The sequence below is a fragment of the Rossellomorea sp. y25 genome (assembly GCF_038049935.1).
Classification (GTDB): Bacteria; Bacillota; Bacilli; order Bacillales; family Bacillaceae_B; genus Rossellomorea.
Window position 1 is genome coordinate 4,281,378 of record NZ_CP145886.1, and the last position, 18,294, is coordinate 4,299,671.

15 protein-coding genes are annotated in these 18,294 nt (G+C 44.4%); 3 read left to right on the top strand and 12 right to left on the bottom strand.

Going from position 1 to position 18,294, the window contains the following annotated elements; genetic code table 11:
- Positions 1 to 48: 48 nt before the first annotated feature.
- The 5 genes from AAEM60_RS21410 to AAEM60_RS21430 form a co-directional block, all read right to left on the bottom strand.
- The gene (locus tag AAEM60_RS21410; protein ID WP_299744423.1) at positions 49 to 768 is read right to left on the bottom strand and encodes a GntR family transcriptional regulator; all 720 of its coding nucleotides are present in this window, start codon (positions 766 to 768) and stop codon (positions 49 to 51) included.
- A gap of 100 nt (positions 769 to 868) precedes the next feature.
- Positions 869 to 2,128, bottom strand: a complete 1,260-nt coding sequence (locus AAEM60_RS21415) for a Gfo/Idh/MocA family oxidoreductase (RefSeq protein WP_341357092.1) — start codon at positions 2,126 to 2,128, stop codon at positions 869 to 871.
- Between the two features lie 29 nt (positions 2,129 to 2,157).
- The gene (locus AAEM60_RS21420; RefSeq protein ID WP_299744417.1) at positions 2,158 to 2,991 is read right to left on the bottom strand and encodes a carbohydrate ABC transporter permease; all 834 of its coding nucleotides are present in this window, start codon (positions 2,989 to 2,991) and stop codon (positions 2,158 to 2,160) included.
- Between the two features lie 14 nt (positions 2,992 to 3,005).
- Positions 3,006 to 3,947, bottom strand: a complete 942-nt coding sequence (locus tag AAEM60_RS21425) for a sugar ABC transporter permease (RefSeq protein WP_341357093.1) — start codon at positions 3,945 to 3,947, stop codon at positions 3,006 to 3,008.
- A 59-nt stretch (positions 3,948 to 4,006) separates the two neighbouring features.
- Positions 4,007 to 5,254 carry a sugar ABC transporter substrate-binding protein gene (locus AAEM60_RS21430; RefSeq protein ID WP_299744561.1) on the bottom strand — a complete coding sequence of 416 codons (1,248 nt, stop codon included), beginning with the start codon at positions 5,252 to 5,254 and terminating at the stop codon, positions 4,007 to 4,009.
- A gap of 397 nt (positions 5,255 to 5,651) precedes the next feature.
- On the opposite strand from AAEM60_RS21430, the gene AAEM60_RS21435 reads away from it, so the two are divergent.
- Positions 5,652 to 6,305, top strand: a complete 654-nt coding sequence (locus AAEM60_RS21435; protein ID WP_341357094.1) for a hypothetical protein — start codon at positions 5,652 to 5,654, stop codon at positions 6,303 to 6,305.
- 162 nt (positions 6,306 to 6,467) lie between these two features.
- Here the strand turns inward: AAEM60_RS21435 and AAEM60_RS21440 are convergent, their stop codons facing one another.
- The 4 genes from AAEM60_RS21440 to AAEM60_RS21455 all read right to left on the bottom strand — a co-directional run bounded on the left by AAEM60_RS21440 (position 6,468) and on the right by AAEM60_RS21455 (position 10,479).
- On the bottom strand, positions 6,468 to 8,123 hold the full coding sequence (locus AAEM60_RS21440; protein WP_341357095.1) for a cell wall-binding repeat-containing protein: 1,656 nt from the start codon (positions 8,121 to 8,123) through the stop codon (positions 6,468 to 6,470).
- Between the two features lie 347 nt (positions 8,124 to 8,470).
- Entirely contained in the window at positions 8,471 to 9,103 is a 633-nt protein-coding gene (locus AAEM60_RS21445; RefSeq protein WP_341357096.1) for a TasA family protein, read from the bottom strand.
- Positions 9,104 to 9,185: 82 nt separating this feature from the next.
- Positions 9,186 to 9,731, bottom strand: coding sequence for a signal peptidase I (locus AAEM60_RS21450; protein ID WP_299744404.1), 546 nt, complete (start codon positions 9,729 to 9,731; stop codon positions 9,186 to 9,188).
- A complete protein-coding gene (locus AAEM60_RS21455; RefSeq protein ID WP_341357097.1) occupies positions 9,700 to 10,479 on the bottom strand; it encodes a DUF4047 domain-containing protein in 780 nt (259 codons plus the stop codon). The genes AAEM60_RS21450 and AAEM60_RS21455 overlap by 32 nt, the downstream gene beginning before the upstream one ends.
- Positions 10,480 to 10,711: 232 nt before the next feature.
- On the opposite strand from AAEM60_RS21455, the gene AAEM60_RS21460 reads away from it, so the two are divergent.
- Positions 10,712 to 12,460 (top strand): M4 family metallopeptidase, encoded by a 1,749-nt coding sequence (locus AAEM60_RS21460; protein ID WP_341357098.1) that lies wholly within the window; start codon positions 10,712 to 10,714, stop codon positions 12,458 to 12,460.
- A gap of 617 nt (positions 12,461 to 13,077) precedes the next feature.
- Here the strand turns inward: AAEM60_RS21460 and AAEM60_RS21465 are convergent.
- Positions 13,078 to 13,362, bottom strand: a complete 285-nt coding sequence (locus tag AAEM60_RS21465; RefSeq protein WP_341357099.1) for a hypothetical protein — start codon at positions 13,360 to 13,362, stop codon at positions 13,078 to 13,080.
- 165 nt (positions 13,363 to 13,527) lie between these two features.
- Here AAEM60_RS21465 and AAEM60_RS21470 point away from each other — a divergent pair, with 165 nt between their 5' ends.
- On the top strand, positions 13,528 to 13,845 hold the full coding sequence (locus tag AAEM60_RS21470; protein WP_341357100.1) for a DUF948 domain-containing protein: 318 nt from the start codon (positions 13,528 to 13,530) through the stop codon (positions 13,843 to 13,845).
- A 274-nt stretch (positions 13,846 to 14,119) separates the two neighbouring features.
- Here AAEM60_RS21470 and AAEM60_RS21475 read toward each other — a convergent pair whose 3' ends face one another.
- Entirely contained in the window at positions 14,120 to 16,480 is a 2,361-nt protein-coding gene (locus AAEM60_RS21475; RefSeq protein WP_341357101.1) for a family 10 glycosylhydrolase, read from the bottom strand.
- A gap of 235 nt (positions 16,481 to 16,715) precedes the next feature.
- Positions 16,716 to 18,287 carry an FAD-dependent oxidoreductase gene (locus tag AAEM60_RS21480; protein WP_341358032.1) on the bottom strand — a complete coding sequence of 524 codons (1,572 nt, stop codon included), beginning with the start codon at positions 18,285 to 18,287 and terminating at the stop codon, positions 16,716 to 16,718.
- Positions 18,288 to 18,294: the final 7 nt, after the last annotated feature.

An 18,294-nucleotide genomic window follows, 5' to 3' on the forward strand; every position in this document is an offset into this window, starting at 1 on the left:
TGATAATGTTGTCATTACCAGTTAGAATGAATAGATACCTTTAAGTACCTATTTTAGTTCCACCGTATACGTAAACTTATCCCCTCTTGCGATAGAGATGGTATATTCAATGACGTCATTTTCTTCAAAGGTTATACGCTCAAGCCTCAGGCAGGGGGAATACTCCTCAATCGTCAGCATGTCTGCCTCGACTGCCTGGGCACTGACGGCATTAAAGCTTTCCAGTGCTCGTGTGATATTCACATCATACTTCGACCGGAAAACTTCATACATTGGGGTGATCTCCAACTCTTCCTTGGTGAGGTGTTGAAAACGCCCCACTGGTACGAAGGATGTTTCATAAATCATTGGATCTCTGTCGGCGAGTCTTAATCGGGTGATCTTGTAGACCTCATCTTCCGCTGTCAGATTCATCTTTTTTCCTATGGTACTTTCACAAGGTACTTTTTCAAAGGAAACGACCTTCGTCGATGGCTGCTTTCCGATTTTTTTCATTTCTTCTGTAAAGCTGTAGAATTCCACAAGACTCTGCTTATACGTTTTCGGGGACACATAGGATCCCTTACCGTGAACCTTGTAGATGTATCCTCCCTTTTCGAGCTCCTGCATTGTCTGCCTAACGGTGGTCCGACTTACTTTATATGATTCACATAGCTCCCGTTCAGAGGGTAACTGCTCCTGCTCAGCAAGCTCCCCGCTTTCAATTTTACCCAATAGCTCATCCATAAGTTGGTAATACAAGGGTAGGCGATTATCTTTTTCTATCATGTTAAACTCCTTTTAGTGGTATCTTTGTCATAACCATTTGTATAACCATTATACATAAAATTGCGACAATTATCACTCGATGGCATGATAGATATTTCCATTAGGCATTTTCTTTTGCTTTCTCCAATTCATCCTGAAACTTTTTTAATTCGATGGTCGCACCTTTCAGTCTTGATTCTTCCGCTGCGAAAGCGATCAAGTGACTTTGGGAAGACGTTCTGGCTGAGGTCAGTGTCCCTTTATCCTTCGTGCGAACCCGGTTGATGAAATCCTGCATGATGCTCGTATCGGCACCCATATGTCCGCCATCTACCGTTGGAGGATGAATCACTTCCTTCTTCCCGGCAAAATGCTTGATGATTATTTCATTGTCAGCGTCATGGCCGCTGATTTCCCCATTTGTACCCATGATTTTGAAATTGCGGTACGTTTCCTTCGTAAAGGCCGTCATCGTGAACGAAACCGTGACATCCCCATCAAACAGTAAATTAACAACTTGATGGTCCACCACATTATTATCACAGCGGTACACACAACGTCCATAGGGGCCTTCCTGGATCGCCTTCAAACGGCTTTCGATGCTCGGATTCGGGGACACCACATTCGCAGGCCACACATCCCGGTCATGAAGATACCATTTCGCTGCGGAATACGGACATTCTTTCTCCACTTTACACCCATCGAGACATCGATGGGTGGATCCCTCGGGAGCATTCTCTTCTTTAAAATAGGAAAGACTCCCATAGGAAGAAACACTTCTGCAGTCCGTGCCTATCAGCCAGGCAAGCATATCCATGTCATGGCAGCTCTTCTGTAGAATCATCGGACTCGATTCCTTGGAATTGCGCCAGTTCCCACGGACGAAGCTGTGGGCTTGATGGAAATAGCCGACATTTTCATTCCATTGAATGGAAACGATATCCCCTATTACCTTCCGATCAATCACGTCTTTAAGAGACTGATAGAATGGGGCATATCTCATCACGTGGCATACGCTCAGCAGTGTATCATGCTTTTCAGCTGCTTCAGCAATCTCCAATGTTTCAAGGGGACTTGGTGACATCGGTTTCTCCAATAAAATACTATAACCCTTTTCAATGGCTCGCATGGCAGGTTTATAGTGGTCCCGGTCCGGACTGCAGATCAACAGTGCTTCACAAAGCCTATCTTGATCCAACAGATCGGGCCAGTCTTCGAATCTCATATTCTCAGGGATGCCATGTGCTTCCGCAAATTTCTCCCGCTTCTCTTGATCTGGTTCCGCCACAGCGATAAACTCGATTTCATGAGGATACTGGAGTGCATAGGATCCGTATGCGTAGAAACCTCTGCTCCCGGCCCCGATTAATGCTGCTTTCATTGTCATTCCTCCCTTAGTTGCCTATCAACTTATTTTCCACCCGTAATCGCAATTCCTTCTATAAATTGCTTCTGTAATATGATAAACAAAATCAACATCGGTAAAACAGCCAAGAATGAGCCTGCCATCAAGATTGGATAGTTGGTGCCATACTGCCCCTGTAAAGAGGATAATCCTACGGCCAATGTCATGGCATCCGGTGAACTATTCACGATCATCGGCCACATCAGTTCATTCCACGACCATAGAATCGTGAAGATACCAAGGGCGATCAAACCCGGCTTGGCGAGTGGCAGCATGATGCGCCAATAGATTTGAAAATGATTGCACCCGTCAAGTCTGGCCGCCTCCTCCAACTCCTTCGGTAATCCCATGAAGAATTGTCTTAAGAGAAATGTTCCAAAGGCACTAAATAACCCAGGCACCACAACGGCTTGAAGCGTATTGAGCCAACCAAGCTTCACCATGATCATATATTGGGGAAGCAGGAACACCTGACCCGGCACCATCAATACGGATAACGCCAGGACAAACAGGAGATTCCTTCCTGGAAACACAATCCGTGCAAAGGCATAGGCAGCAAGGGAGCATAGAAATAACTGCCCCGCCGTCCGAAGCACCGTAATGATAAAGGTATTTAACATAAACTTAAAGAATGGAAGCAGCGTGAAAACCTCTTCATAATTTTTCCACTGAAAGTCTTCCGGTATCATCACAGGGGGAACCTGAATGGACTCTGCATAGGTTTTCAATGACGTGAGAATCATCCACACAAAGGGAAACAACATCACAATCGAGCCCATGATAAGGATGAAATGGATGAGAAAAGACTTACTCCTAATAAACTGTATCGACTTCTGCATATGCCATCCCCTCCTCAATCATAATGAACCCACTTCTTCTGCAGTGCCATCTGGATAACGGTAATGATGAGAATCATCGCTAATAGCAGGACCGCAATCGCAGCTGCATATCCTTTGTCGTTCAATACAAAGGCATGCTGATAAAAGAGATAGACGATGGACTGCGTGTTCTCCAATGCCGTACTGCTTTTACTAATCATCATAAAGATCAGGTCGAAGAATTGAAAGGCTCCGATCAACGACATGATCGACACGAAGAAAATGACCGGAGACAGTAATGGCAAAGTGATTTTGAAAAACATCGTCACGGGCCCTGCCCCATCGATTTCAGCCGCTTCGTAATAGGTTTTCGGGATCCCCTGCAGTCCCGATAAGAAAATGACCATGTTGTAGCCGATCCCGCTCCAAATCGCCACCGCGATAATCGAATACAGGGCGATATCCGGATTCGTCAACCACTGAGGTCCATCTATTCCTATAAAGGATAACAAGTAATTCAACAATCCAAAATCGGAATTATAAAGCCACTTCCACACCATAGCGATCGCTGCAGGCATAGTAATGACAGGCAGAAAGTACAAAGTCCGATAAACCGTTGTCCCCTTAATCTTTTGATTGAGCAAAACAGCGACAAGAATCGAAAGAAATATCCCCAATGGTACGGTACAAAGGATATAGATCCCTGTATTCTTGAATGATTGCAGAAGATTCACATCCGAAAACATCCGTGAGTAATTCTTTAACCCGATCCATTTGTATGTGCCAAATGCCCCCCACTCGGTAAAACTGAAGTAAAACGTTTGAAGCATCGGCCATAAATAGAAGACAAAGAGTCCGAGCATCGTTGGAGCGATCATGATATAAGCCCAAAGATAATCTGAGCGTTTCTTGGTACTGGCATACGAAAGCACGTGAAGCTTTCGCTTCGTTTCAACCTGGAGAGGAAGCGGTTCCATTTTATTCTCCTCCTTTGTTAGAAAATGAAGAGAAGATCCCTCTTCCCTTCATCGCATCCCTACTCTTCCAGTTCTTTATTTGCTTTCTCAGTCAGCTCTTTTACCACTTTCTCTACACTCTCTTCACCCGCCCAGGCCTTCTTGAGGATATCTGTTTCATACTGCCAGATTGCCCCTGTGTTCTTCACACTTGGAAGTGGATTCGAATACTCAGCTCCATCGATATACGCTTGAAGATTCAACTCCGGAACAGAATTCAACCAGGCATCCTGAGTACCATTAAAGGCAGGTATGACCGTACCTGTTTCTGCAAACACTTCGGCTGCCTCTTTGGAACCCAGGAACTTCACAAACTCCCACGAAGCTTCTTTATGCTTGGTATTGGCTGCGATGACATTGGACAATCCATGAATCGAAACAGCCCTTTGCTTTCCTTTAGGCAGAACCGCTACGTCCAAATCAGGATTCTTCTTATATTCCGGTACCATCCAAGGACCATCGAACATCATGGCAATCTTCCCGGATGAAAACAGATCCGAAGCTGCCGTTTCATTCATCTGGGCTTGAGTCGGAGATAATCCCTCTTCTATGAAACTAATATTGTATTTTAATGCCTCGATCGCCTCTGGCTGATCAAATCCAACCGACTTTCCACTCTCTGAAATCACGTGGCCTCCGTTTTGCCAAATCAGATCATAATAACCACCTTGATTCCCCATCACAGCAGCGAAGCCCCATACCCCTTTATCCTTGTTCGTCAGTTTCTTTGCCGCTTCCTTTAACATATCCCAATCCCATGTATCATCAGGATAAGAGACACCGGCCTCGTCGAAAATTTTCTTGTTATACCATAACCCTGTCGTATCATAATCCTTAGGAATTCCATATACCTCATCATTTACGGTATACAGATCAATGAGCGACTCGGGATAATTATCCAGACTGTAATCATCTTTTTCTGCAAGATCGCTCAGTGGCAGAAGTACCTTCCCTTCCGCATATTGAACAATATGAGGACCGTTCATCCATAACACGTCCGGCAATGCGCCCCCGGTTGCGGCAGTCTCAAGCTTCTGAAAATACTGCCCGTAGGGAATCAGCTCCGTCTTCACTTTAATGTCCGGATGCTCTTCATTAAATTGCTTAATGATTTCTTCAATCGCTGGTACTTGCTTCTTATCCCAGAACCCATAACTGATCTCGACCTTTCCGTCCTTCGATTCCCCTGAAGAACTGTCACTGCATCCTGCCAGTAATCCAAACACTCCAAGCACTAACGATAGTAAAACCATAAGACCCTTTCTCACCATGTTTCCCCCTCTTTCTTCGAGTGATATTCACAAACAAGTACTACCCTACATGTTGTCATGATGTTATTACCAGTTAAAGTATAAGGGTTGTATTACCTGGCATAAAACTCAGGATGCTCAGATTCGTAATGATGTCATTACCAGTTAAACAAAGTATAACACCTCCATTCCGGAAGATGAACACTTTAATTTAAATTTTCTAAAAATTATATCGACAGAATTCTACATTGGGACGGGGGGACAAGTTCCTTGTCCCAAATGCCCCTATATTTAGGAACCTGCCCGAATATAAAGGAAATGAGAAAGATTGTCGAGATCACACAAGGGGAACTTGCTGAGTAGATCTGCACCCAGCCACTCATCAGCCGGATCGAAAAAGGAGACATCTATACCAGTGCCACGGCTTTGTATCAGATCGCTGTCAAACTTGGCGTCGACGTTAACTTTCTTTGAAATCGGAACCACCCCGCGGCTGGATTATGTTGAGGAAGTAGAGAAACAGTTAAGATATCTGAGGGTCAACCGACACTACGAGGAAATGATGGATTTGGTCAAGACAGAGGAAAAGAATCCACTTTTCTATAGAGATAACGAAAACCTCCAGCTTCTTTACTGGCATAAAGGGATCTATCAATATGAAGTAGAAAAAGATCCAGAGACCTCCTTTGAACTATTAGATCACGCTTTTCAGATGAGCGCCAATGGCAAAAAAGCGATGTCCGAAAGAGAAATGCAGATCCTTTCCAGCGTCGGCACCATCCACTTTTCACTGTGCCTCTACGAAGAAGCACTCTATTATTTCAAGCAAGTTGAAACGTGTATACAAACAACTGATCTATTACAGGATAAATCCATTAAAAGCCGAATATTTTATAACATGGCCAGAGTACTGACCGGCATAGGACAACTCGAGGATTCGACGGCCTATTGTCTCGACGCCATCAAATGGTGTTTCGAAGAAGAGCTTCTATGGGGATTAGACCAATTGCATTATCAGGTAGGCTACAACTATGAGCTGTTGGGTGACTATGAAAAAGCCCTACCGTAATAAACAGGCATTGCATATGTTTGAAATACGGAAGGATAAGGTGTATATAAAGTTCCTTACACCTAAAATTGAGGAGACTTCAGATCGATTGCAGATGGGATGAAATAACCAAAGGCAGAGATATAAAAGAAGCACAGGATATCCCTATGCTTCCTTTATCACTTATTTGATTTGTATCAAATTAGCATCCAATTCCTTCACAACGTTATCGGTAACCGCACCCGGTCCACCCCATACCATGTAATAAGAATAACCCATCAAGAGGGATTTGGTCGGACTTGGTATAGAGTTATCGCTGACCAACAAAATAGGCGAGTTATTTTTTGCTGCCAATACAGATCCTGCAAGGGCATCAGGGAAGTTCTTTCCTGTCGCAACATATCCCGTGTTTTTCCCCAGTGCCAGGTTTTCAACAATCAACTTAGCTGTTTCATAGCGATTTATTCCACCGTAGCGAACCGGGCTTGGGAGTTGATTCTCTATTGACTCACTGACTGCACCTGCCGCACCTACAATAATGGTATTTGCCTTCCCTGCAAGTGCTTTTTTTGTCGCATCCGGTAACGAAGCTTTTTCAGTCAATAGAATCGGGATGCTATTCTTTGAAGCGTATGGTGCTACAGCCAGGGCATCAGGAAAGTTTTTACCGTTTGCGACCACAGCTTTTGTGGATGGAATTTCTTTCGCAACATACGCAGCTGTCTCGTAACGGTTATCCCCACCGATTCGTTTCACAGAAATATCAAGGTACTCCAATTCATCCACAACCTGATTGGAAACGGCTCCCTCACCACCGAGGATGATCACGTTCTTCGCTTTGAGTCGTTGAACCTCTCTCCAGGAAGCAATCGGAAGTTTTTCCTTATCCGTCAACAGAATCGGGGCATTGTGATAATAAGCCAGTGGTCCACCTGCAAGGGCATCTGGGAAGTCATTCCCTGAGACCAACACAACCGTGTCAGAGGTTTTGAAGCCCTGCTTTGAAATCTCTACTGCTGTGTCGTAGCGCTTCGCTCCCTGTATCCTGTCTGTTAACTCCTGTACTTTAAACGCATATGGCATGTTCGGGGTACCCCAATTGTTTTCCAATCTCACATAGTACGTTCCAGCAGGAAGCTCCAACCGTTCTACATCAGGACCATACTCGGCAAAATGGACGTCTGTGTCCAGATTGACATATTCCTTCCCATTTTCATCCACAAGGAGGGCATTCCATGATCCTTCATTATCTCTTTCTATACTGAAAGCAATCCTCTCGGTACGATCTAAGGTAAATGTAAAATAATCTTTGTCATCATATGTTTGTATGTGACCTTTGTAGGTTTTGTTCAATTGCATGGAAGATGCTGCTTCCATTTTGTCATTGAATTCTTTTTCATAATAATCGTTTTGGGTTTGTTGGACCATGAACGTATATGGGACCCCTGGGGATTTGTGATAGTCAGTGCTCACCTTGATAAAATATTCTCCCGCAGGCAAGCCGATATTCACCTCTTCAGCACCCGTGACCCCTGAATGATATCTAGTACTAAAATGCGTATAAGGGTCACCATTTTCATCGGTGATTTCCACATCCCATGTAGCGCCTTCCACTCGATTAAATTGAATAACCGTATTTCCGGTCTTATCGAGTGTAAAACGGTAAAAGTCTACATCTTCAGTCGATTCCATGGTTCCTTCATACTCATGGTCAAGATTGATTGGTTCCGCATTCTCCAAAGTATCTCCCTGTACAGTAGAAGCTTTCACCGTTCCCCCTGTACATACAGATACTAACAACATCGTAATCATACCTAGAATGCTTAGAATTTTCCTCACATTTTGCCTCCTTAGAATTTGGGTTATTTTTACAACAAGTCTATTATACTATGTATTTGGGTTAATATTACTTTTTATCTATAAACATAACTTTTGACCCACTCTATTGGGTGCCAGGGGGCAGGACCCCACGAAAAATCTATTTTTAATAAGAAGCTTATGGATGGAATCTTTGCTATTTTTATTGTTAGGATCATGGTGAACCCTTTCCTTTAGCTTACTATTTGCCACTCCTTCATGATATAAGTGGTCTCGACCCAGCCCTTCTCGACCCAAAATAAAGACGAGGGGATGAATCCCCTCGTCTCTATCCATTTTTAGGACAGGGTGCCTGTCCCCATGTCCCATTAATTATTATCCGGGTCTGTGTCGTCGTGGTAGGTTGAACTTCCTGTCTTGGCGTCAAATGTCCAGTCAACTTTTAGTGTGTCACCTTGGAATTGGTTTTGATCTTCGCCATTATCTACAAACTCGAATAGTACAAAGATTTTTTCTTCTTCTCCTGCAGGAATTCCATCTGGTACTGGCAGGGCACCAGTCTCGTTGTTACTTCCAAGAAACGAACCGATTGCCGTTACATCCGGTGTTTCTCCTACTAATTCAGCTAATGTTGTTTCAACCGCAATGTTGGTCGCACTGCTTGTATTGTACATGATCGTTACTTTAATATGTTCTGCCATGTCCCCTGTATTATCACTTTTTACATCTTCCACTTGATACTTTGTGTCTAATAAAACTTGGTAAATATCAAGTGTTCCATTGTTTTTCAGAGTGAATTCCCTGTAAATTTCGTCACCCGGCTTGATGTTATCGATGTTAACAACGGTGCTTGGATTCATCGCTAAATCCAGTGTACCTGCAGCAAAGGTGTTCTGTGTTGCCTCTGCATCACTAAAGTATGAAAATGTTCCTCCCCCAATCAATGATAAACCTAACGCTGCACTCATGATTCCTTTACTTACATTCTTTGTAAAACTCATCAATAAATCCTCCTCTATGAATAGAAAAATATAGTAAACTCTTATGTATTTTTGTTGATACATAGGAGATGAAACCAAGACATCATGCTTTGCTTCCTTCAAGCTCGTTCTTCGCAACGATAATGGAACGGAATGCAGAAATCAGCAATAAGATCCCTGGAACAATTAACAATAGAGCTGAGCCGGCTTTTGAATTGGCATAATTAAGTGCATATCCTATATATGGAATCGTAAAGTTTGTGTACTTTCCGATGATATTTTGTGCGGGAACCGTCCATAGATCAGGCCCGTTGTTGTTATCCCCTTGGGTTTTATACACTGCTTGTCCATTCTCTTGTATGACATCGGTGATTCTGTGTGTAATGAGCTTATCTTCCATGCGAAAGGTAATGATATCGCCTGTTTTATAAGAAGTACGCTGATCCCCCAGCTTGATGGAAATAATGGACCCTGTTTTGAATGTCGGTTCCATGGATCCTGATAATACTGCTTTTACCTGGTATCCCATAAAGGTCGGTTCCCCTCCTGATAGTCTAGAAGAAAGAACAATAAATGCTGCCAAACATATCATCACAAGGAGGATTGTTCCTATTACACTACTGACTATACTCCACAGTTTCTTCTTCATGTGCTGTCACCTGCTTATCATTCGTTATTTCCGTAGATGTTTCTTCATTAATTTCCGTTTTTTCACCATCAGTTATCTCCGTTGGTGCTTCATCAGTTATCTCCGTTGATGCTTCATCCTGAGATTCAGAGCTCTCTGGATCTGGATTCGTCTGAGGTTGTTCTATAGAAGGGGTTTCTGGGTCTGGATTAGTCTGGGTTGATTCTATAGAAGGTTTCTCTTGATCTTCCAGGTTCTGTATCTGCAATAGGATAGAAGTACGAATGGCCTCTATATGTGAAAAATCGACTGTTGCTTGTACCACTTCCAGCATTCCAGCAACATGCTGAAAACCCTCACGTACATAATCATATGTATGGGCGTTCGTTACTCCCTGGTTTTGAATGTCCATATGATACGCGGACACTTCATCATACAGATTTTGCAGAGTGCCAAGTTGGCGAGTCAGCTCCTCTTTCATGGCTGTCACCTCATCCAGTTGCCTATGTAATTCTTCCATTGATGCCTCGGGTGAAGGAGCAACGACGGTATGAAAAGTGTGCTCCATGCTTTTTGACACCTTCTGTGCTCGTTCCTCAAGCTCGTGAATGGTTGCCGGAAAAACAAACGCCGCACTCATGGTGATCGGATCTGTTGAAACCCGGCTTGAAAATGCCGCTTCTGTTTCTCCTACCAGCTGAGTCCCGGCATAAAAGGCCATACAACATAAAGAAGACAGTAGAATGGTTTTATGGATTCGGCCCCTCAAATGATCACTCCCCTTTGCTGAACCACTCATTTGACTCTAAGTATACAGAATGTTTAAACAAATGAAATTGGGTTATTCTCATTGAAAAACAGGAAGAGATTTTGTCGAATTCAGCCGTGAATCGAAAAAACCGCATGAAATCAGACAAGAAATAACCCAATTGATTTCACTGTTCATTTTCTCAATAATTTAAATTGTTAGATATCTTATCTCGATGAGAGGGTGAAAGTGCTTGAAAAAGAAAAAGCAGAAGAAAATGAGTAAAAAAGCAGCCATTCCTGCAGTACTGGCATTATCAGTAACATTAGGAGGACTAGTACCATCTGTACCTGGATTTGCAGGATCATCAAGCGTCGTTTCAGTACAAGCTGAGGGACTGAGTAAACAAGAGGTTGTGAAGGCGTTCCTTCAATCAAAAGTACTCGAGAAAACAAAATCCCTGACTGCAGGAGAGCAATTCAAAATTATCAGCGAGGAAGCGGATAGCGAAACAGGTACATACCATGTGCGTACTGTCGAGCAGTATAATGGCATTCCGATTTACGGTTCCGGCCAAACCGTTGCGTTAGATAAAAATAACAATGTATACGCATCGTTTGGTAACGTTACACAAAAGCTTGCCCGTACCATCATCCCAACGGAAGCAGAACTTGATAAGGAAGAAGCAGAGAACATCGCTAAAGCAGCTGTAGCATCCGAAATAGGACTAAATGAACTAAAAACGTACGATGGCATCGACACAGAGTTAACGATTTATCCGTATGAAGGGAAATACTACTTAACCTATTTAGTGAAAGTATCTACTTCCACCCCGACTCCAGGCTATTTCCATTACTTCGTGGATGCAACAAACGGAGAGGTAGTAAACAACTTCAACGCTATGCATGAAGTGGACCCAACAAGTCTTTCTGTAGCGGTAGGAAGAGGATTAAACGTATTTGGAAAAATGCAGTCATTCCCTGTAGGAAAGGATATGGCAACTGGAACCAGCTATTTATATGGCGGTTCTATCGCGGGGGGATCATTTGGTCAGCCTAATATTGTCCCTATTGCGACGTTTGATGCCCGCCGTATGCCTGAAACACCATTCATCCTGCTTTCAGCACTTCTGGGATTCACTGGATTTGAAATCAATACAAAAAGTTCTACTAATTTCTTCTATGACCCGGCAGCTGTTTCAGCCCATACAAATGCTGATAAAATAAACAAATACTTTCAAGGTGCCCACAAGCGTAACGGTATAGACAATAAGGGTATGCCATACATCAGTACGGTTCATATCGGTTCTAAGTGGAATAACGCTGCCTGGAACGGAAAGCAAATGCTGTACGGAGATGGTGATGGGATCCGTCTAGGTTCATTAGCCGGTGGATTGGACGTGGCAGGTCACGAAATTACACACGGTGTCATTCAAAATACAGCAAACTTGACGTATGAAAATGAATCAGGTGCCATCAATGAATCGTTAGCGGATATCTTTGGAGAAATATCTGAAATGTACTCTTCCGGTTCTTATACAAATCCTTCAGAGTGGGAAATGGGTGAGGATATTTATACCCCAAATACAGCAGGAGATGGTGGTCTTCGTTCAATGAAAGATCCGCGTTCCAAAACACTCCCTGCAGCATACGAAATGAGGGATAACCGCTATCCGGATCACTATGAAGACCGCTATGTAGGAGAACTAGATAAAGGCGGCGTGCATATTAACAGCAGTATCAACAATAAAGCTGCCTACCTGATTTCCGAAGGTGGTACACACAACGGCGTAACCGTCACTGGACTTGGTGCCAGTCAAACAGGCGCTATCTACTACAGCGCATTAACAAAGTATCTGACACCTTCTTCTGGATTTAAAGAAATGCGCGAAGCTGCCATCCAGGCTACTCGCGATAAGTTTCCGGATAAGAATGGACAACCGTCAGCGCAGACACAAACAGTCATCGATGCTTATGATGCTGTTGGGGTGCCGGCAGAATAATTAGACTGAAGGCTGATGGTGGGACATAGGGACAGGTTCCTTGTCCCAGAAACCATATAGAAACGAGGGGGTTAGACCCCCTCGTTTTTTTCATTTTAGATTCTTTACTATAGATAGAAGTCTTTTTCCTTAGATGGTCGTTTTAGAGCACAGGCTCCTTATAGACTCTTCCATTATTCTAGACAGATAACATCTAAGTTTCAGAGGAATCACGTTTACCTGACCACCTAAAGAAAATTCGACAAGTAGGATTAATTATTTATAAAGAGGATTAATAAATCGAAAACAGGATCAATAAATTCAAGAAAGGATCAATTATCCGAATACAGGATTGAATATAGTCCAATCAGGATCAATTATTCAGCAAAGAGGCCCTCCATCATCATTTCCGGCCCAAATATGTATCTATAGAACTCTCAATATCTCATCTCAATTAAAAATTCCGCAACTTACCGTCAGTATTCGGACCAAATAGACAGATTAGAATCTGATGAGCATCAATTCAATCTCAAAACCCAGCCCGACGCAGTAACTGTTACAACTAAAAAATGGAACGAGGTGCCTGTCCCCCCGTCCCACCATTAAAAAAAGAGGTAAGGTTCAATTACCCCTACATTTTACATTCCTGCAGAAGACCCTGCGGCCACAAGGATCCAAAACCCAAATTTATAAATGAAAGTTACAATTCCAAGAATAAGACCCGCATAACTCATCCCCTTCGACTGCCCACGTTTCAAGCCCACGGCACCAAAGACGATCGCAAGGATCCAGGCAGGAAGCATGAACCATCCGAGAAACGGCACGAGACCAAGTACGAACCCGACTATCCCAAGAACAAGGGCCGACACCGCCATCCCATTTCCTCTTGTATGCACTTCATTTAATTCTTTTTGCATCTCCATCTCCATCACCTCATTTCAAAGTATGGGGAAGCGTGGAGGTTTATACCATCATTTCACAAAAGTATTGCTAATGGGATAAATGCAAACACAAAGACTGGAGGGTCTTGATACAAATAACGTATCCACATCCCTCATGGTGATCACTACTTCTAGATGAACGTGGTCATGCCTAATTTAGTTCCCACTTTATTAAGAAGAGTAATGACAACACTTGCTGAAACGGAAAAGACGCTTTCTGACGCTAGGAAAGCCGTGAACGGAGTGACAGAGGAAGCAGAAGAACTGATTCATACAGCCAACCAGATCTCGGATGACGTAAAAGGAAAAATGAAAGCCGTCGACCCTTTACTAGAGTCCGTTCACGATGTGGGTGATATGTTACAAAATGTGACCAGTTCGGTGAAAAGGAACGCTTTGCAAAAGAGGAATCCGAAAACCATTCATGCGCAGGAGAGGAATTCGGTGCAGATTAAATTGAAGTGAGCACGAAAGAAGAGGCCGGGACAACCGGCCTCTTTCCTTTCTTGTGGAAATTTTAATCGCCTTCAAAACGGTTTAAGAAGATTATTCTTCATTGTGAATATAGAAGCGCGTGAGAACCCGCCCAACCCTTCCTTGGAACAGGGTTCGAAGTGGACCCAAACCAACAGAATACAACGTCTACACGAGACGAAATGTATAATACATCCTTTAAGCAGTTTAATAGAAATACAAAAAAAATGGGACGAGGTGCCTGTCCCCCCGTCCCATTACTTACCTATTGTTGCTTCTCATAGTGATAATTCAACCATTTATGCACTTTGTTCATCTTCTCTACTACTCGTTCTTTGACTACTTCATTCAACGTTTCCATTGAATTCACCAATTCTATCGACTTCTCAAACTCTTCTTCTACTTTTTCCATCTCCAATGATTGATCAGGGCGCTCTATAATCTTTTCCCATTTACGAAGGTTGTTTTCTAGTTCCTTTCCTTCTTCTTTGTTTACGGCTCCCTTTGGAATATAGATGGAGGCTGTCTGTTCCTTCAGTTGCTTGACCGTAGCAAGGACGGCTTCTTTCGGTGTCTCTCCAGGATTGACGGCCTGGTGTCTCCATGGTCCTTTACCCAAAGCGTCCACGGAAGGAGCGCTTGCCTGCCCGAAAGCAAACATATTCACTCCTGAAGTTCCGTATGCTGCTGCCAATACATCATTGACGGCTGCTTTTTCTCCCAGATGATGATAGAACGAATAGATTCCTGTGTAGTACATCATCGATGGCGGCGTCAGTTTCTTACTCGCGATCACCGTGGACTGGATACTATTGAAATCATGCCCATATGCCTGCGGGATGACGCCGTCGATATCGTCCACCCAGTCACTGATCAATACAGCTTCAGGACCCGGCTCCGGAGTCGCGGTCATCATGAAGGATGGGTCGATTCCTTTACTCTGATCATGAAGCTTCTCCACGAACACATTCTCCTGTTCGCGCAACCAAAGCTCCCACTCTTCCCATAGCTCATCGGATTCTTGCAGATTCATAGGATCTACCCCGAACTCTTCTTCGAAACGCTCACGATTCGATGCACTGAACCCATAGCTCTTATCAAAAGAATGGTGTGGATAGCGCATATAGTCAATGTTGACACCGGTGATTTCGTAGTCCTCCTGCTGTTCTTTATAGATTTCCAGCATAAAGTCCTGAACCTCAGGATTGGCTATGTCCAACCAATAATAATTGCTGCTTGAGTCACTACCTGGTGTTCCCGGCTCATCATTTCGCTGAACGGCACTCCACTCAGGATACTTCTTGAACTGTGATGGAAGTCCAAGGCTGCTGTGGCCGATCATGAAGCCATCCGTCCATGATTGAACCGTGATCCCGCGCTCTTTTCCTTCTTCGATGAAGGCTTTCAGAATGTCCGATCCGTACTTTCCGTAATCCTGATCGGCGAAGTTAGGGTGCTGCTTCGGTAATCCGTACGCTTCCATGGTGTCACTTGGGAAGATGGTATATCCCCAGAAGGTGGTTTCAAGGTATAGGGAATTGAATCCCGCTTCCTCCATGCGGTCCAATGTCGTGATGACATCGTCAAGGTCCTTCTCTTCAGGGCGATACCAGATCGCTCTCTGTTCGCCCACTTCAGATGGCAGGGAATAATAATACGCGTCGTATGCAGCCTGAGTGGCTTGCTCTGTATATGCCAGCGCCTTTTGCGGATCTTCGTTTTGGATGTCATCCGCTTTTTTCAGGAGCTCTTGTGCCAGCTTGATAGAAGCGTTCGCCTTTTCAAAGTCTGCATCGATGAAGTTTTCTTCTGCACGAGCGATGCTTTGCTTCGCTTCCTGTAAATTTTGTTCGCTCTTGAATATATAGGTGGACGCATCACGGATCAATTTGATATTCCCTTCAGCATCATACTCAACCTTCATGCCGATTTCCGCTTTCTTCAAGTATTCCGCTTCCGTCCCGTGACCACTCACGACAAACCCGTCAGCCGGAATGGCACTGTCTCCTCCACCGACTTTCGTGACAACTCCCCCGGTTACCGTGATTTCATACCCATAAGGATTAGTGCCGGTGCTTGCCCCGAATGCCGGTGTATATACAAGAAGTTGATTCGCTCCGCGGTTACCCGGGAACGGCGCTCCATCCGGATTGGATTCATCTGTTGGATCCACGTCATCGAGGACAGCGGAATACGTTCTTTCCACCGGCTCATTGATCCAAACCGTTTCCCCTTCATCCAGGCTCTTTAAGAACGTCATGATCTCATCTGTCGTTTGGGGACCAGTGGAAAGGACGATACCATCCTCAGGAATCGCACTATCTCCTTTGCCTGACTCGACCACTTGATAACTTGAGCCTTCTTCCTGCTCCAGAATCACCTCATACGATGATCCATTGGTTTCCGTAAAATAACTGAACGTAGGATCAAATAATACCAGCTTGTTCGTGTTGTTGCGATTGTTTTCAGCATCGACGGTGATGCTGATGCCATCTTCATCCACTACCTTCGTCTCTTCGCTTTCATCTGCTTCCACTTTTAGTGCCGGGGCTTGAAATGCAGGGACGACCAATGCCATTGCCATAGCTGGCACCACCATTTTCTTTCCTACCAACCACTTCTTCATACAATACCTCCATATAGTCGTTTTTGTATGTATGCGCTATCATGATGTGGCAATTCAATACTATCATAATTTTCAGAATAAAAGGAATAATTCTTCACAAAATTTAGATAAGTTGGATTAATTCACCCAAAATAGATAAATGGTCACGAATGAATCTAGAACTTAATCATTACCATTGATGCTGAATCGGACTCCCCATTAGATACACCCAATCCATTCTAATGGGGCCTTCCAATCAAATCGGCCCTACCTCAGGCCAGCGCAATTCAATCCCTTCCTGCATAAGCATCTCTTGAAATTGTTGCAACAACCCTTCATCCTCCCTTACTTTGCGGGGAAGAACTCCCTTTTCAATGGCGAAGGCGGCAAGATAGCCCGCTGATTCCCCGATATTCCATTCCACCGGATGAACGCGGAAGCAGCCATTCGTAATATGAGTGGAGCCAATATTCTTACATGCAGGTAATACATTGTTCACCCTTACAGGCAGCAGCGCACCTAATGGAATTTCAAACGGATAGCTTTCGGCATAGAAGAAGGTATTGGTTTCCGTCGTAGGGTGAAGATCGATCCGGTAGCACCCGATCCCTACGGAGTCTTCAAAGTGCTGGATGCCTTGATCCCCTCTGACGTTGGCGTTGATATGATCTTCCACAACAGTGGTGACGGCCTTGATCCTCCTGGATTCCCGGATATAGGGATACTTGGCCAGGCCATCCTCTGTCCCTAAAATATCCCCCCGCAGACGCAGTCCCGGATACCCTTTTCCACCATGGGGTCTCGGTGCTTCGGTTTGCAGCCAGTAAAGCAGGGATAGACTCAATTGTTTGGATTCATGGATATGTTTTTCATATTCTTCTTCACTGACGTCGATGATCGATCCTGACCAGTAATCATTTTGGGGCCAGTTGATCAGCGAAATATCCCCTTCATACATCCCCTCTTGAAAGAAGGACGGGTCTATGATGCGGCGGTAATCCCACAGTCCCCAGAGGTTTTCATGATGGAACATGGCGAATTCCTTCGAACCTCCCGTATGGGCGTCGGGTGCAAACCAGCTTAGCTGCTTGTGCTGGAGGAATGGTGCCTGGTAGTCTTTCCAGAACTCATACTGCTCCGGTTTGTCGATGACGAAATTCCCACCCTCTACATAATCCACCGCGAACACATAGGTGAATGACTGCATATCCTGCGGTCTTGCTTCTTCGGGTGCATGGAGCTCCCCGGTATCCCGCTTGGATTCGGCACCTGTGACATACTCCACTCCAGCTAAGGGGAGGAGATCGCCTACTTCCGTGGCATCGAGATAATAGTGTGCCTGAAGCTCTATTTCCTTTCTGCTTCCAGTATGCTGAACGGTCACAGATTGAACATCATCCCCTTCAACGGCGGCCTTCACTACCCGATAATGTGTGTAGATCTGTAACTTCCCACTGCTCACATAAGGAACCAGCATCTCCTGAAGAACACTAAGAGCCACTTTCGGCTCATGACAGAGCCTGCTGACCCAGCCATTCCCGGGATTCAGCCTTTCATTTTGACGGGCTTCTTGTTTTAACGGGTAGTGTGTCCGGTAATACTCCCTTACACGATTGCGGAATTGACGGTACGTTTTGGTACAGCCGAATTGTTCAATCCATTGATGTTCGTCGGGCGGGACAGCCTGGCTGGTCAACTGGCCGCCGATCCAATCAGTTTCCTCTGTCAGGATGACTCGATGACCGCGTTTTGACGCAGCCAAGGCCGCCGTGCAGCCACCGATTCCCCCACCAATGATGACAATATCTGTTTTTATATTCTCTGACATCATTTCA